15 protein-coding genes are annotated in these 15,760 nt (G+C 41.6%); 9 read left to right on the top strand and 6 right to left on the bottom strand.

What is annotated here, in order from left to right:
• Position 1: 1 nt before the first annotated feature.
• Both ACGLYD_RS00570 and ACGLYD_RS00565 read left to right on the top strand, forming a co-directional pair.
• Positions 2–910: a TIGR01777 family oxidoreductase gene (locus ACGLYD_RS00570; protein WP_399630769.1), complete on the top strand. Its 909-nt coding sequence runs from the start codon at positions 2–4 to the stop codon at positions 908–910.
• A 48-nt stretch (positions 911–958) separates the two neighbouring features.
• Positions 959–1,762: a polysaccharide deacetylase family protein gene (locus tag ACGLYD_RS00565; protein WP_067205789.1), complete on the top strand. Its 804-nt coding sequence runs from the start codon at positions 959–961 to the stop codon at positions 1,760–1,762.
• Positions 1,763–1,895: 133 nt separating this feature from the next.
• Here ACGLYD_RS00565 and ACGLYD_RS00560 read toward each other — a convergent pair whose 3' ends face one another.
• Positions 1,896–3,074 carry an MFS transporter gene (locus tag ACGLYD_RS00560; protein ID WP_067205786.1) on the bottom strand — a complete coding sequence of 393 codons (1,179 nt, stop codon included), beginning with the start codon at positions 3,072–3,074 and terminating at the stop codon, positions 1,896–1,898.
• 598 nt (positions 3,075–3,672) lie between these two features.
• On the opposite strand from ACGLYD_RS00560, the gene ACGLYD_RS00555 reads away from it, so the two are divergent.
• The 3 genes from ACGLYD_RS00555 (at position 3,673) to ACGLYD_RS00545 (ending at position 7,718) form a co-directional block, all read left to right on the top strand.
• A complete protein-coding gene (locus ACGLYD_RS00555; RefSeq protein WP_187046647.1) occupies positions 3,673–3,849 on the top strand; it encodes an SE1561 family protein in 177 nt (58 codons plus the stop codon).
• A gap of 29 nt (positions 3,850–3,878) precedes the next feature.
• Positions 3,879–5,420, top strand: coding sequence for a fumarate hydratase (locus tag ACGLYD_RS00550; protein WP_067205783.1), 1,542 nt, complete (start codon positions 3,879–3,881; stop codon positions 5,418–5,420).
• Positions 5,421–5,813: 393 nt separating this feature from the next.
• Positions 5,814–7,718, top strand: coding sequence for a heavy metal translocating P-type ATPase (locus ACGLYD_RS00545; RefSeq protein WP_399630763.1), 1,905 nt, complete (start codon positions 5,814–5,816; stop codon positions 7,716–7,718).
• A 120-nt stretch (positions 7,719–7,838) separates the two neighbouring features.
• Here the strand turns inward: ACGLYD_RS00545 and ACGLYD_RS00540 are convergent, their stop codons facing one another.
• Both ACGLYD_RS00540 and ACGLYD_RS00535 read right to left on the bottom strand, forming a co-directional pair.
• Entirely contained in the window at positions 7,839–8,837 is a 999-nt protein-coding gene (locus ACGLYD_RS00540; protein WP_399630760.1) for a YihY/virulence factor BrkB family protein, read from the bottom strand.
• Positions 8,838–8,889: 52 nt separating this feature from the next.
• Positions 8,890–9,243 (bottom strand): hypothetical protein, encoded by a 354-nt coding sequence (locus ACGLYD_RS00535; RefSeq protein ID WP_067205777.1) that lies wholly within the window; start codon positions 9,241–9,243, stop codon positions 8,890–8,892.
• 213 nt (positions 9,244–9,456) lie between these two features.
• Here ACGLYD_RS00535 and ACGLYD_RS00530 point away from each other — a divergent pair, with 213 nt between their 5' ends.
• Together ACGLYD_RS00530 and ACGLYD_RS00525 are read left to right on the top strand one after the other, a co-directional pair.
• Positions 9,457–10,815 carry a sodium:alanine symporter family protein gene (locus ACGLYD_RS00530; protein ID WP_067205774.1) on the top strand — a complete coding sequence of 453 codons (1,359 nt, stop codon included), beginning with the start codon at positions 9,457–9,459 and terminating at the stop codon, positions 10,813–10,815.
• Positions 10,816–10,890: 75 nt separating this feature from the next.
• Positions 10,891–11,112: a DUF1128 domain-containing protein gene (locus ACGLYD_RS00525; protein WP_067205771.1), complete on the top strand. Its 222-nt coding sequence runs from the start codon at positions 10,891–10,893 to the stop codon at positions 11,110–11,112.
• A 60-nt stretch (positions 11,113–11,172) separates the two neighbouring features.
• On the opposite strand, the gene motB is transcribed toward ACGLYD_RS00525, so the two are convergent.
• Positions 11,173–11,931, bottom strand: coding sequence for a flagellar motor protein MotB (gene motB, locus ACGLYD_RS00520; protein WP_067205768.1), 759 nt, complete (start codon positions 11,929–11,931; stop codon positions 11,173–11,175).
• Positions 11,915–12,730 carry a flagellar motor stator protein MotA gene (gene motA / locus ACGLYD_RS00515; RefSeq protein ID WP_067205766.1) on the bottom strand — a complete coding sequence of 272 codons (816 nt, stop codon included), beginning with the start codon at positions 12,728–12,730 and terminating at the stop codon, positions 11,915–11,917. The genes motB and motA overlap by 17 nt, the downstream gene beginning before the upstream one ends.
• A 243-nt stretch (positions 12,731–12,973) precedes the next feature.
• On the opposite strand from motA, the gene ACGLYD_RS00510 reads away from it, so the two are divergent.
• Both ACGLYD_RS00510 and ACGLYD_RS00505 read left to right on the top strand, forming a co-directional pair.
• Positions 12,974–14,206: an aminopeptidase gene (locus tag ACGLYD_RS00510; protein ID WP_067205763.1), complete on the top strand. Its 1,233-nt coding sequence runs from the start codon at positions 12,974–12,976 to the stop codon at positions 14,204–14,206.
• 329 nt (positions 14,207–14,535) lie between these two features.
• Positions 14,536–15,111: a carbonic anhydrase gene (locus ACGLYD_RS00505; RefSeq protein WP_067205761.1), complete on the top strand. Its 576-nt coding sequence runs from the start codon at positions 14,536–14,538 to the stop codon at positions 15,109–15,111.
• A gap of 100 nt (positions 15,112–15,211) precedes the next feature.
• On the opposite strand, the gene ACGLYD_RS00500 is transcribed toward ACGLYD_RS00505, so the two are convergent.
• A complete protein-coding gene (locus ACGLYD_RS00500; RefSeq protein ID WP_399630754.1) occupies positions 15,212–15,757 on the bottom strand; it encodes a GNAT family N-acetyltransferase in 546 nt (181 codons plus the stop codon).
• Between the last annotated feature and the right edge of the window lie 3 nt (positions 15,758–15,760).

Raw genomic sequence — 15,760 nt, 5'->3', positions numbered from 1 at the left:
AATGAAAATCGTCATTGCAGGTGGATCAGGTTTTGTCGGACAGAAATTAACGGATACTTTATTGATTGAAGGCCATGAAATCATCATTTTATCCAGAAAAGATAGTAAGATTGATGGCAATATAAAATACGTTAAATGGCTTCAGGAAGATACCTATCCGGAAAATGAAATTATTTCAGCTGATGCCTTCGTCAACCTTGCCGGCGTATCCATCAACGAGGGGCGTTGGACCGCTGAACATCGCAAACAAATCTATGCAAGTCGAATGGAAGCAACCGATGAATTACTGCGAATCATCTCCGCTTTGCAAACAAAACCGGCTGTACTTGTAAACGCTAGCGCAATTGGCATTTATCCCGCATCGGAAGATAATGTTTACACGGAAGAATCACTCGATTATGCGGACGACTTTCTCGGTCAGACTGTAACAGACTGGGAAAAGAAAGCAGTATCAGTCGAATCTGAGGGTATACGCGTCGCATTTATGAGATTTGGGGTCATACTCGGAATAGACGGCGGAGCATTGCCACTTATGGTACTGCCGTACAAATTATTTGCGGGCGGACCAGTCGGCACGGGCAATCAGTGGGTATCTTGGGTGCATATAGAAGATGTCGCACATGCAATTGCTTTTACACTCAGCAATCCACAAGTTTACGGACCCGTAAACGTCACATCACCCTTTCCCAAACGAATGAAGTACTTCGGTAAAACAATCGGTTCAGTGTTACATAGACCACACTGGATACCAGTTCCTTCATTCATAATGAAAATAGTGCTTGGTAAAAAAAGCGCACTCGTTCTAGAAGGTCAGCATGTCTTACCCGAAAAACTACTGAACAACGGTTTTAAATTTCATTTTCCGACGCTAGAGTCTGCACTAAATGATTTGTACAATAAAGACGTATAGTTCGGCTTCATCTGCGCATCCTACCCTAAAAGGAAAGGTGCGTTTTTGATGATAAAAAAACATGGACCAGGTATTTTATTAGCAACTTTCATTGTAATGGTAGGATTTGTTTTTAATCCATTTTCAGCTAAGGCAGATGAATTTCATTGGGGCTTCAAGAAAGCTACAGGGGGGATCCAGCCTAGTGCTGGCGCTGCACTTGATTCAATGCTCGATAAACATGGGGCCATTTATAAAGGAAAGCCTGACGAAAAAATTGTCTATTTGACGTTCGATAACGGCTATGAAAACGGCTATACGGAAAGTATTTTAGATACATTGAAAAAAGAGGACGCTCCGGCGACATTCTTTCTCACGGGACATTACTTAAAAAGTGCTCTCCCCCTCGTCAAACGGATGATTGCGGAAGGCCATGGAATCGGCAACCATACGTATGGACACCCGAACTTGGCCAATCTATCCGAACAGAGAATGGAAGAAGAATGGACTAAATTCGACAAGCTGTTGAATGAAGTAACCGGACTCGAACGGACATACTACACTAGGCCTCCTGAAGGCGTATTCAATGACAAAGTCCTCGCCAAAGGCAACGAACTCGGATACAGGCATATTTTCTGGTCAGTCGCATTCATTGACTGGTACGCCGATAAACCCAAAGGTCGTGACTTTGCTTATGGTGAACTAATGAAACAGCTACATCCCGGCGCCGTCATTCTAATGCACACAGTTTCGCCTGATAACGCACAAGCTTTACCTTCCTTTATCCAAGACGCCAAGAAAGCAGGTTATACTTTCCAAACGCTTGACGATCTTGTTTTGGAATACGAAAACGTCAACTCGATTTTGAGGTAATACGAAATGCGTAAGGCGCCTGCTAGACAAGAACAAAAGCGCAAGCGCCTGTTAAGGAACGCAGCTTATCCACAGTACGTGATTTTATAGTTTCCTAAGCTTAGAAAAAGCGTCCATTATTGGACGCTTTTTCTTATGCTGCAATCGGGCGTTGCTTCAGTTTCCCAATAAAAGAAACAACGAACAACACAGCCAAAAACAATGAAATCAGCAGTAGGAAACTAAACCCGGCATCAAACTCTAGGAAGAGACCACCCAGAAATGGACCTGTCAAACTGCCTAAGCTAAAGAAAATTCCGCATAACAAGTTCCCCGTCGGTAACAGGTGCTTCGGTGTCAAATCGGACATGTACGAAATACCAAGGGAAAAAATAGAACCTGAAAAAAGTCCAGCAACGAAAAACATAACTATAACAGCAGTGATAGATGTTTCCATAGTACTTGCGATGAAAAACGAGATTGATCCACCTCCGAGTGCAGCAAGAAAGACAGGTCTTCTTCCTATCTTATCGGATAGCATACCAAGAGGTAACTGAGAAATAATCCCTCCTACAGAAAATGTGGCTAGAATAATTGTTACAGATGTAAATTCAATGCCATTTCTGAGCGCATATACCGGATACATCGCGTTAAGTGTTGACTCAAGAAAACCGTATCCAAATGGCCCTAGAAAAGCAAGCCAAGCAACAGCCATCGTTCCTTTAAAACGTGCGGAAAGTCGTTCATTATCGGACTTTCCTTTCATAATATCCGGGAAGTCATTTTTCAGCATGAAGACTAGCGACCATGCAAGCATGCATAGTAATCCCGATACAATGAACGGTAAGCCTTCAAACACATTGACAAGTGGCGCGAATAAGGGACCCGCCGCAAATCCGACGCCGAATGACAAACCATAAATCGCAATATTGCGACCCAATCTTTGTTGCGGTGAAAAACTAGTAATCCATGTTTGAGTTGAAAAATGAAGTGCATGGTCCCCGATGCCAATAAACAACCTAAGTACGTACCAAAACACGACGCTTTTCCATAATGGGAACAGCAGTAACGATATAAAAACAAGCATCCCGCCCCCAACAATAATTGGCTTATAGCCAAAACGCCGGAGCGGCGCCTCCATAAACGGTGAAACAAGTAACGTTCCTATGTATAAACCCGTAGCATTCAAACCATTCATTGAACTCGAAATGCCATCCTTTTCGAAGATGGCCGAAATAAGCGGCAACAGCATGCCTTGTGAAAATCCAGAAATCGAGACAATAATAACAAGTATCCAAAAACGGCGCTTCTCTTGTTGTGAAAAAGTATCCATGAATAACCGCTCCCTGCTTTAAAGATCATTGTATAATTTTAGCACATGAAAACGGTGATTACGCAAAAAAATATAAAGGCCCAGTCCATATCTGTTTGTCAGATTACGGCTGAGCCTTTACGTATGAATTGAACCTTCACTTTCCATCTGCATAAGTCGTATTAGTCTCCTGGCACACTGCCAGCGGACACTTACGAATCCCCTCCTTCTTAAATTCTTTCACTTCGTCTTTAACCTGTTCTCGCTACCTTTCTATAATTTTATGTTTACTTCTCACATTTACATTCAAGCAATCACTAACGCTGTCTGTATTTTTTTGAGACTCCACCTCCACAGGACTAAATTTGGGTATAACGATACCTACATTGTTGAGCTTTCTTTTTTTTAATTAAAGTTCTCAACCTCCTTGGTTTCCGTTGTGTTTACCCTTACCGTCATCCTCCCTTTCGTTTGATTAAATGAATCATAGCACATAGATTATGTATTGTAAAGATTATGTTAAAAGGAATATTCAAATACTTGAAAAGGTTCTATTCCCCTTCATTGATAAATTCCGTTTTTTCGTTTACGATTATACTAATGAAAAGAGGTGTACGGATTGGACAAAGCACAAAATAACGGACATGTTGAAGGATTAAAAACTAGGCTTCATCAATTTCTTGAAACGCTGGATACAATTGAACCAGAAACAGCTGACCTTCAGGAAATCGATCAGCTAATAAGTTTGCTAGACGACCTTGAAGAACAGATGGAAAAAATCAAATTAGATAAGTAACAGGCTATAACTACAGGGGGAAATCGAGAATGTACATAGAACAACTTGAAAAAAGCATGTATGATCTCATCTGCGAAACTTCCACGAATCTTCCAAAAGATGTGCGTCGAAAAATCCTTGCAGCAAAAGAGCTAGAAGATGCCGGTACACGAGCAGCAATGAGTCTTGAGACGATTACAAAAAACATCAATATGGCTGATGAAAAAATGTCGCCAATCTGCCAGGATACCGGCATGCCAACATTTAAAATCAAAACACCAGTCGGAGTCAACCAAATTGAAATCAAGGCCGCTGTTAAGCGCGCAATTGTACAAGCCACAAAAGACACTAAACTCCGTCCAAACTCTGTCGACTCACTGACGGGTGATAATAGCGGAGATAATCTTGGTACAGGTGTCCCCGTTGTGAAATTTGAACAATGGGAACAAGATCATATCGAAGTGAAACTGATTCTAAAAGGCGGCGGCTGTGAGAATAAAAACATTCAATATAGCCTACCTGCAGAACTCGACGGACTTGGTCGTGCTGGACGCGATCTTGATGGCATCCGTAAATGTATTTTACACTCTGTTTATCAAGCCCAAGGGCAAGGGTGTTCTGCGGGTTTCATTGGCGTCGGAATCGGCGGAGACCGCGCTTCGGGCTACGAACTTGCGAAAGACCAACTTTTCCGCGAAGTAGACGACCTAAATCCGAATCCGAAACTTGCTGACCTTGAAGAATATGTCCTGGAATCAGCAAACAAACTCGGCATCGGTACAATGGGCTTCGGTGGCGAGGTTACCCTCCTCGGTTGTAAAATTGGCGTCATGCACCGGATCCCTGCAAGCTTCTATGTTTCTGTAGCATATAACTGTTGGGCATACCGCCGAATGGCTGTGGATATCGATGCTGGATCTGGTAATATTACGAACTGGCATTACAATGATGGAGAAAAAATTGCTTTCGCACAAGATGATAATAATCAAGATGAAGCGAAACAAACTGCACGTACTGTCGAGCTCATGGCCCCAATTTCAGAAGAACAGATCCGTGATTTAAATGTCGGCGATGTTGTTAAAATCAGCGGAATGATGTATACAGGTCGTGATGCGATCCATAAATACTTATCAGAAAATGACTCACCTATCGATCTTGATGGACAAATCATTTATCATTGTGGCCCGGTTGTGATGAAAAATGAAGATGGTAGTTATGAAATCAAAGCTGCGGGACCCACAACATCAGCACGTGAAGAACCATATCAAGGCGACATCATGAAAAAATTCGGAGTGCGTGCTGTTATCGGTAAAGGCGGTATGGGTCCGAAAACGTTGGCGGCTTTAGAAGAACATGGCGGCGTCTACTTAAATGCAATTGGTGGTGCTGCGCAATATTATGCCGACTGTATTAAAGCAGTCGAGGGTGTCGACCTTCTTCAATTCGGTATCCCTGAAGCAATGTGGCATCTGCGCGTTAAAGATTTCACCGCAGTTGTGACGATGGACTCGCACGGCAACAGCTTGCATGCTGATGTCGACAAGTCTTCGCTTGAAAAACTGTCTCAGTTTAAAGAAAAAGTTTTTAGCTAATTGAGTAAGGCATCTTAATGTCGGAGTAATCCCGGCATAAGATGCCTTTTTTTAATTAGACGTTGGTTAATAGTCCGTGAAGTAGAGCGAACTTGCGGAAATCTATACGACAGTCTAAAAACTCTATGACCAATCCACCGAACTGGACGACAGAACTAGAATAATCTGCGGTAAGCCTCACTAACTACTAACTCCCTCATCCCAACCTTCAATACAAAATAGTATCTATTTCTTTTCCAGTTGGATATACTATGCTTATTAACAATAATAATTATCAACTGATACCAATTATCATCTATTAACATTAGTCGGTTCCCATCAATGGGAACCGACTTTCATACTTTAATGAGCCATTTGAAATTGACTATCATTATCAATTAGGAGGTAATAACTGTGACTACTCTCACTGAACAACAGCCAAAAGAAGCAATAACATGGCCAGCACATCTTGAACTGATTGCTGCGATTCTATCAGGTGCACTAATTCTTATAGCTTGGATAAGTGGTAAGTACGGATTGGAAACCCTTTCTGTCCCCCTCTATATCACCGCCTTTATTATAGGTGGATTCGCCAAAGCGAAGGAAGGTATTGAAGATACGATTAATGACAAGGAACTGAATGTCGAGATGCTAATGGTGTTCGCAGCAATCGGTGCTGCATTTATTGGATACTGGGCGGAGGGAGCGGTCCTTATTTTCATCTTTGCACTCAGTGGTGCGCTTGAAAGCTACACGCTAAATAAAAGCCATAAGGAAATCTCCGCACTTATGGAATTACAGCCTGAAGAGGCGTGGCTCCTTCAAGAAGATGGTACTGCTATCAAAGTGGCAACCTCTTCCCTAAAGGTCGGATCCATTCTACTCGTCAAACCAGGCGAAAGGGTTCCGGTCGACGGGAATATCACTTTTGGTGTTTCTTCCATCGATATGTCTGCCGTTAATGGAGAATCCATTCCCGTCACAAAAGAAATCGGCGACGAACTATTCGCCGGTACAGTCAATTTAAGCGGTGCTATCCAAATAAAAATGACAAAGCCTAGTTCTGAAACACTTTTCCAAAAAATCATTACACTTGTTCAAAGTGCCCAAAGTGAGAAATCACCTTCACAGCAATTTATAGAACGATTTGAAGGAACGTATGTAAAAGCCGTTATTATCATGGTGCTAATCATGATGGTTGTGCCTCATTATTTGTTTGGATGGGATTGGATGACTACGCTCTATCGGGCAATCGTCCTGCTCGTCGTTGCATCTCCGTGTGCGTTAGTCGCATCTATTATGCCAGCGACACTTGCCGCGGTCTCTAACGGAGCAAAGAAAGGCGTTCTATTCAAAGGTGGTGTCCATCTAGAGCATTTGGGTTCACTTAAAGCGATTGCTTTTGATAAAACCGGTACTTTAACGAACGGTAAACCAATTGTCACAGACTTCTATGTACGTGATGGCGCAGATCCAGATGCAACACTAACGATGCTTGCAAGTATTGAATCCCAATCGAATCATCCACTTGCTGTCGCGATTACAAAATATGCGGTCAATAAAGGAATAACCTTAGACCGAAATCTTCACATTAAAGATGTACCTGGCCACGGTATCCGGGCAATTATTGATACACAAGAATTTCTCGTTGGAAATCCACGTTTTGTCGGCAAAGAATTGACAGAGGAATTTCAGCAAGGCGTCGCCCTCTCTCTTGCCGATGAAGGTAAAACAATTATCTTCATGAGAGATGATAAAGGTATTATCGCTGCGGCAGCACTAAGAGATTCGTTGCGCCCCGAGGCCATCGAGGCCATCACACAATTGAAAAAATCAGGTATTTTAACAATCATGTTAACAGGTGATAATGAAAAAACTGCTGCCGCTATTGCGAAACAGGCCGGACTCGATTCATACGTTGCAGAATGTCTGCCGGAAATGAAAGTCAATCATTTGAAACGCCTCCTGATCGACTACAAAAACGTAGGTATGGTCGGTGACGGGATCAATGATGCACCTGCACTTGCTACCGCAACATCAGGTATCGCAATGGGTGAAGGTACCGATGTTGCACTTGAAACAGCCGATATCGTTCTAATGCAAAATGACTTGAGACGTATCTCTTATGCCATCAAGTTATCTCGTAAAATGCAGCGGATTGTGAAACAGAATGTCTTGTTCTCCATTTCAATCATTTTGGTGTTAATTGTTTCAAACTTCCTGCAAGTCGTTGATCTGCCGCTTGGCGTTATCGGCCACGAAGGTAGCACTATCCTTGTCATTTTAAACGGGCTTAGGATGCTGAATCACATTGAATAATTCATTTATATCTCTCTAACGATATAATTGGAATAGAGATCCCCTTGTAAGGCGCCTTCGCTCCGTTTATATAGGTATTCACTCGTTCAACATATATAGAAAAAAAGCAATGCGTCATTGTTACATGACTGCATTGCTTTTTGCTTTTGCTCTTTTCAACTGAGTCCTCTCAAATGTGACGGCATTCAGCTGTCCGCCCAGTATCAGAATAATAGCTGAGAAATATAACCACATCATTAATACAATAATTGCTCCGATACTACCATATGTACCCGAATAGCTTCCGAAGTTATTGACATAGTATGAGAATCCAAATGATGTCAGAATCCAGCCTACCGTAGCAAATAATGCTCCTGGCAGCACACTTATAAAGTGAATTTTTAAGTTAGGTACCAGCCAATAAATAAGTGAAAACACGAAGTAGATTAGTACAGGCGGCAATACCCAGCGCAAACTACCCCACAAAGTGATGAATCCATCTTCAAGTCCCATATAAGAGAATACTAGTACGCCAATCTGTTGCCCGAACACTGGTAATACAAGGGCGACTACCAACACGGCGACGAGTAAGATAGTAAAGACAACCGACATACCGCGGGCCACGATGAACGAACGTGATTCCTCCGTAAAATAAGATCGGTTCAAAGCTTTCGTCAGTGCGTTCATTCCTTTAGATGCTGACCACACCGTCGCAAGTATCCCAAATGATAGTAAACCACCATTGCGGTTTTGCAAGATTTCTTTTAATGTGTCCTCGATTAGCGTAGCAACGCTCTCTGGTGCATAGTCTCGAATCAATAAGAGAACTTCCGCTTGGTTAAAGTTTAGATAAGGTAACAATGTCATTATAAAGATTAGTAGGGGAAATAGGGACAAAAGGAAAAAGAAGGCGAGTTGCGAGCCAATGCCCGTCACGTCGACTTTTTTTATCCGGACAAGCAGTTCTTTGAAAAATCCATTTGTTGTCGTGACATCAAATTGCTCAAGTTCACCTTCTTTTACATCATCCAAAAACTTCATGGCTGCGGAGTCTGCCATAAAGCCATCCATCTTCTCCTTATACTTGCTAGTTTTCTCTTCTTGGATCGGTGTAGGTGTTGAACGTTCATCATTCTTCAAACTTTCGTCACCCCTTTCAATACAGTTTACTTTTAAAACCGACACTATATTCCTATGGTGTTTCACTAACAATTGACTTGTATTCATCTTTCGATTCAACAAATGCATCCTTTGTGTCCATGACTAAACCTTTAACTTGTGGCGTAAGTGCTTTTAACTCTTCTACTTGTGCTTTAATATATGATGCATCGTCCGATAGTTGTTCAAAGACAGACTTATACTTGTCTTTCTTCTCTTCCAATTTCCATCTTAGCACATCAGTATTTTTCGCATAATACTTCATTTCCGATATACAATTATTTGATTTCTTTACGATATGTTTCCGCGTACTCCGATCGAACATACTTACAACCGCACCCGTAAGTGCACCAACAATAATAAACGTACCAAATTTGCTATTACCCATTATAAGCCCTCCAATTCAAACTCTTTCGCATATACAATTATACCCCAGCTAAAGGAAATACAAACAAATTGTCGAATTTAAAAAATAAAGCTTGACGAATGATGATAATTTTCGGAATATTGACAATAGGGATGACGAATTAGAGAGACTGAGAGGATGTGAACTAAAAGGGAATAGGGGTTCACGAAAAATAAATTACTTGGGGGTAATGAAATGGATGGATTAACAGCTTTTTTGGATAAGGCCAGCGGATTTATTTGGGGACCGCCTTTGCTTATCCTTCTCGTCGGAACAGGTATCTTTTTAACATTAAGACTAGGACTTATTCAAATACGTATGTTGCCTTATGCACTAAAACTCGTTTTCTCAAGAAATCAGGATAAAACATCAGAAGGTGATATTTCTCACTTCCAGGCACTGATGACAGCGATGGCCGCCACAGTCGGCGTGGGGAACATCGTCGGAGTTGCAACAGCAATTTACTTTGGTGGTCCAGGCGCTGTGTTCTGGATGTGGATGGCCGGATTCTTCGGGATGGCTACAAAATATGGAGAAGCAATTCTTGCAGTTAAATATCGGGTCAAGGATGCCAATGGACAAATGGCGGGCGGACCAATGTACTATCTTGAACACGGTCTGAAAATGAAATGGCTCGGCGTCTTATTCGCTATTTTTGGCGCGATTGCAGCATTTGGAATCGGTAACGGAACACAATCGAAAGCAGTTGCCGATGTCTTGAATTCAACGTTTAGTGTTCCCCATTGGATTACAGGACTTGTTCTTGTTGTCTTAGGCGGGATGGTTATTATTGGAGGCATTAAAACGATTGGTAAGGTTACATCGTTTTTCGTCCCGGTTATGGCAGGTTTCTATTTAATAGCAGGTTTAATCGTAATGATTTTGAACTTCAACTTGATTCCAGAAGCTTTTGCAACGATATTCAAATTTGCGTTTACTGGTGAAGCAGCTGTTGGGGGCGCAATCGGTGCGGCAATCCGTTTCGGGGTAGCACGTGGTCTCTTCTCCAATGAGGCAGGTCTTGGATCTGCTCCGATTGCTGCTGCTGCAGCTAGAACAGACTTACCAGGTCGTCAAGCACTCGTTTCCATGACACAAGTATTATTCGATACCCTAATCATCTGTTCAATTACCGGGGTAACAATCGTCATGTCTGGCATGTGGAAAGACAAGAGCATTGAAGCCGGCTCTCTCACAGCTGCCGCGTTCGGCGAGTTCCTTGGAGGTGCTGGGCCGATTGTTGTTGCAATCGGATTGATATTCTTTGCAACATCAACAATTTTCGGTTGGGCTTATTACGGCGAGAAGTGTTTCCAATACCTATTCCCGAATCCTAAAGTTCTAATCTACTACCGTATTGTATTTATTGGAGTCATCTTTGTTGGTGCTACAGCAACTCTTGATGCTGTTTGGTTATTCGCTGACGTAATGAACGGACTCATGGCAATACCAAACTTAATTGGACTTCTCGGGTTATCTGGGGTCATCGTCTTTGAAACAAAACGCTTCAATGCAAAACTCAAAGAGGAAAGAGAAGCAGCAAAACGAGGTTGATTTCCAATTCTATTTGACAGTCCGGGAGAATAATGAAATGATAGGTCCAAAGCTTATCGAAAGGTGGACTATACTATGGATTTATCTAACCCAACACCAGAAAATGTTTCTTATATGATCGACAAAATTACAGAAAAACTTCGTATGGTTAATTCAGCAGCTATGAATCCGGAGAATTTCAGCACATCTAAATATGATGATTTGTACTATATGTACAAAATGGTCATGAAACGCACTAACATTACACCAAATGAAATGCAGGCAATTGCAGCTGAACTTGGTACGCTAAGAAGTTAAGCAAAGAAAAAAGATTCACCGGTATGAATTTACCGGTGAATCTTTTTTCTTTGGATAAATTTATTCAAATGCAGTTCCATCTTCTAGTACAAGTGGCTGGATCAATACTTCTACCCGACGGTTTTTACTTCTTCCATCAGCCGTTTCATTTGATTCGATTGGCTGAAACTCGCCGTATCCTTTCGCACTGAATAAAAGTGGATTGATCTCTTCATTTCTCACAATACTTTTCAAGAAATTCACCGCTCTCATTACACTAAGCTCCCAGTTCGATTGAAATTGAGCATTTCCAATCGGAACATTATCCGTGTGGCCAGTGACGACGATATGACGAGGTGGGTCAAAAACAAGAAGTTCCGCAATATCATCTGCAATCCCTATATATTCAGGATTGATATCTGCCATTCCTGGACTAAAGAGGATACTGTCTCTAATTGTCACTAATAACCCTTCATCCGTCAGTTTGGTTTCGAACTGATTCTCCAGTTCATTTACTGCAATATACTCATCTACTCTATCTTGAATTTCAGTAAGTGACTTCTGATCTTCTATATAGGATGTATTCTCATTGTTGGTACCAATTGAATCCTTCGGTATCGGCACAGGTGTAGGAGCTGCATTATCCATCACACCTTGTCCACCATCAAATATTTCACTGAACACTGCTGACATCTGTTTAAGTTTGACTTCATCTACCGAGCTTGAGGCAAATAGTACGATGAATAACGCGAGAAGAAGAGTCATAAGGTCGGAGTATGGCAACAGCCATGACTCATCTATATGGTGGTCATCCTTTTTTCTCTTACGTCTCTTCGACAAACTCCCCATCCCCCTTATCGCTATTCTTTGTAACAGCCAGCTTTCTGCGTTCTTCCGCAGACAGATATGAGGACAGCTTCTGCTCAATAACACGCGGTGCTTCCCCTTCAAGAACGGAGAGGACCCCTTCAATCATCATTTTCTTCTGTCTTACTTCTTCGTGCGATTTACGTTTTAATTTATTCGCAAATGGATGCCAAAGCACATATCCAGTAAAAATACCAAGCAACGTCGCAATAAATGCTGCGGAAATCGCATGACCAAGCGCCTCGATATCATTCAAATTCCCAAGTGCTGCAATAAGACCTACGACTGCTCCTAGAACACCCAGTGTTGGTGCGTATGTGCCCGCCTGCGAGAATATTTGTGCTCCGGCAGAATGCCGATCTTCCATAGCTTCTACTTCTTCACTTAGCACATCACGGATATAATCGGCATTTTGCCCATCAATTGCGAGGCCCAATCCATTTTTCAAAAATGGATCATTAATTTCGTCTGTTTTTGCTTCAAGCGATAATAGTCCTTCACGTCGCGCAATATCTGCCCAACTTGAAAACATACGGATGATATCGGAATCGGAAGCAAGTTTCTGTTCTTTAAAAAGCACACCAAATAATTTGGGTACACGTTTCAACTCATTCATTGGAAAGGCAATGATAACAGCCGCAAGCGTTCCTACAAGTATTATTAGTATAGCTGCCATATTAAATAAGCTATCTACCGGGACACCTTTCATCGTCATACCGACAAGAAGCGCAACAAACCCTAATACTAGACCAATTACTGTTGATAAATCCATAAGTTGACCCTCCAAGTATTCCATTCTTCTTCTTATTTCGGCATCTCCGGCCTATTCTTTAGGTGAACAGAAGTAATAAATATATGCAAGTTTTCATACTGTCACAATTTATCCTGTAAAAACCCTAATGGCTAAACTAACAATCCGTGGAGATGAAGATTAACTTTTTCAATACATTTGACGTTGCAGGCCGGGCCTATAAATTGGTACTATTATAGAAGATAGAGGAAGGAGTTTTTATTTATGTCTACTTTCGAAAAACAATTATCCCGCTATGCTGAACTTGCAGTAAAGGTTGGGGTCAATATTCAACCAAATCAATACCTTTATATCAGTGCTTCAACAGAAACAACGGAATTTGTCCGTCTTGTAACTGAAAAAGCTTATGATGCGGGTGCACGTCAAGTATTTGTTGATTGGTCCGATGACACGATTTCCCGACTGCGTTATGAAAAAGCTCCAGCTGATTCTTTTGCTGAATTCCCTGAATGGAAAGTAATGGAACGCGAAACACTTGCAGAAAAAGGTGCTGCATTCATGAGTATCGTGTCCCAAAGTCCTGACTTATTAAAAGGAATTGAGCCATCGCGCATTGCCGACTCACAAAAAGCCACTGGACAGGCACTCGACAAATATCGGCAGTATGTACAGTCTGATAAAATCAGCTGGACAGTCATCGCCACCCCTTCAAAAGCATGGGCAGCAAAAGTGTTCCCAGAGCTCCCAGAAGAAGAACAGATTTCGGCACTTTGGACTGCAATTTTTAAAGCAGTACGTACAGACAAGCAAGACCCAGTGCAAGAGTGGATCAATCATGACAACCATCTGCATGCCAAAGTCGATTACTTAAATAACAAAAGATACCGCAAACTTCATTACAAAGCGCCAGGTACTGACCTGATTGTTGAATTGCCCGAAGGTCATTTGTGGTGTGGAGCCGGTAGCGTCAATGAGAAGGGAGATACTTTCATGGCTAATATGCCAACAGAGGAAGTATTCACTGTCCCTCTAAAAACGGGCGTCAACGGCTTTATATCAAGCACAAAACCGCTAAGCTATGGTGGAAATATCATCGATAACTTCAAATTAACATTTAAAGATGGACGAGTAACTGAGATTTCAGCCGAACAAGGTGAAGAAGTCTTGCAACGTCTAATTGATACAGATGAAGGTGCAAAACATCTTGGTGAAGTCGCACTTGTTCCACATGCTTCACCGATTTCCCAATCGGGTCTGCTTTTCTATAATACATTGTTCGATGAAAATGCATCGAATCATTTTGCGCTCGGCAGTGCCTATTCATTTTGTATTGAGGGTGGCAAAACGATGGCACGTGAAGAGCTTGTAAAGCATGGTTTAAACCAAAGTATCACACATGTAGACTTCATGGTTGGTTCTGGGGAAATGGATATTGATGGAATTAATGATGATGGCTCTTCAGAACCTGTGTTCAGCCATGGCAACTGGGCTTTCTAATAATCGTCACAATTAGGTAAAACATTTCATGAACCCCTTAAATAATTTGGGTTTTTACTGTATACTGATGATAGTACCTAAACTAATAATTTTGAGAGGGGTCATATATATGGGCTTGATGTTCACTACAGTTATCGGCTTTATGGTTTGCCTTGGTATAACAGCTATGTTCACAATGCACTTTCTGTCTTCGGCTATGATTTCCGCCGATTCTTCAACAATTGATCCAAAACCAGACACAAACTTCTAAGAGTTGCCTTTAGGCAGCTCTTTTCTTTTTACATATTTTCAAGTATGATAAATAAAAACTTACAGAATGGGAGTATACGATGACAATTCTTTCAGAAATACTTGATTTTAATGATACATTTGTAGCTGAAAAACAATATGAACAATACGCAACAACAAAGTTTCCCGATAAGCGAATTGTAATATTAACATGTATGGATACAAGACTGACTGAGTTGTTGCCTAAGGCGATGAACTTAAAAAATGGCGATGCTAAAATTATTAAAAGCGCCGGTGCAGTCGTCACACACCCATTTGGCGGCATTATGAGAAGCTTGCTTGTAGCAGTTTATGATTTGCAAGCTGATGAAGTTTACATTGTCGGGCATCACGATTGTGGAATGAGTGCTGTCGATACAGGTCTCATTATAGAAAAAATGGTCCATCGCGGGATTGATAAAAATATCTTTAAAACTCTCAAGTACTCCGGTGTAGACATGGAAGATTGGTTACATGGGTTTGGCGATGTGACGGAAAGCGTCAAGATGAGTGTGGATGCTGTACGAAATCATCCCCTTATGGACAAAAAAGTAGCCGTTCACGGACTTGTCGTCCACCCTAATACTGGGAAGCTCGATATCATCATAGATGGCTATATGCACAATTCCAATGATTAAAATCGACGCATTTCCCGGGAAATAAACAAAAGCCGATTCCTATTTACAGGAATCGGCTTTTTATTTTAGCTATTAATTTCCGCAATGCGGTCTTACCCTTTCAAAAATCATCCTCCACAATAGCGTAGATATAATGGTCTTCCCAGACACCATTGATATAAAGGAGTTTGCGCAGCAGTCCTTCTTGGAAGTACCCAGACCTCTCCAGTACTTTTAACGAGCCGCTATTACGGGGTGAGACATATGCCTCGATCCGATGTAAAGCGACTTTATCGAATGAAAAATTAGTAACAAGACGAACCGCTTCCGTACCAATTCCCCTACCCGTTTCACGCTCATCGATTGAATAGCCGACAAAACCACTGGAAAAAGGAAGTCTTTTAATACTGTAAAGCGAGATATGACCAATTAGCCTACTTGTTGCCTTTTCGAAGATACCGAAGTTATATTCCCTTCGGTCCCGCATTTGATAAATTGACTCCCTTATTTTCTCTCTTTGGACAGCCACGGTAAAATAACTACTTTCGTGCCGCGGTTCGAAAATAGACCAGTAATCTTTATTAGCGCTAAGTAATTCCGTGAAGCTAAATGCGTCTTCCTCTGTCAATATTCGTAAATAACAAGTTTGCCCTTCAAGCAAAATCAATTC

The sequence above is a fragment of the Sporosarcina sp. SG10008 genome, from assembly GCF_044569405.1.
GTDB classification, from domain to species: Bacteria; Bacillota; Bacilli; order Bacillales_A; family Planococcaceae; genus Sporosarcina; species Sporosarcina psychrophila.
Note: the sequence above shows the minus strand (reverse complement) of the source record. Positions and strands in the feature narration are given on the sequence as shown.

Excerpts from the sequence above, each read along its gene's own strand:
- ACGLYD_RS00570 (WP_399630769.1), top strand. The coding sequence starts at position 2 with ATGAAAATCGTCATTGCAGGTGGATCAGGTTTTGTCGGACAGAAATTA.
- ACGLYD_RS00565 (WP_067205789.1), top strand. The coding sequence starts at position 959 with ATGATAAAAAAACATGGACCAGGTATTTTATTAGCAACTTTCATTGTA.
- ACGLYD_RS00560 (WP_067205786.1), bottom strand. The coding sequence starts at position 3,074 with ATGGATACTTTTTCACAACAAGAGAAGCGCCGTTTTTGGATACTTGTT.
- ACGLYD_RS00550 (WP_067205783.1), top strand. The coding sequence starts at position 3,879 with ATGTACATAGAACAACTTGAAAAAAGCATGTATGATCTCATCTGCGAA.
- ACGLYD_RS00535 (WP_067205777.1), bottom strand. The coding sequence starts at position 9,243 with ATGGGTAATAGCAAATTTGGTACGTTTATTATTGTTGGTGCACTTACG.
- ACGLYD_RS00530 (WP_067205774.1), top strand. The coding sequence starts at position 9,457 with ATGGATGGATTAACAGCTTTTTTGGATAAGGCCAGCGGATTTATTTGG.
- ACGLYD_RS00525 (WP_067205771.1), top strand. The coding sequence starts at position 10,891 with ATGGATTTATCTAACCCAACACCAGAAAATGTTTCTTATATGATCGAC.
- motA (WP_067205766.1), bottom strand. The coding sequence starts at position 12,730 with ATGGATTTATCAACAGTAATTGGTCTAGTATTAGGGTTTGTTGCGCTT.
- ACGLYD_RS00510 (WP_067205763.1), top strand. The coding sequence starts at position 12,974 with ATGTCTACTTTCGAAAAACAATTATCCCGCTATGCTGAACTTGCAGTA.
- ACGLYD_RS00505 (WP_067205761.1), top strand. The coding sequence starts at position 14,536 with ATGACAATTCTTTCAGAAATACTTGATTTTAATGATACATTTGTAGCT.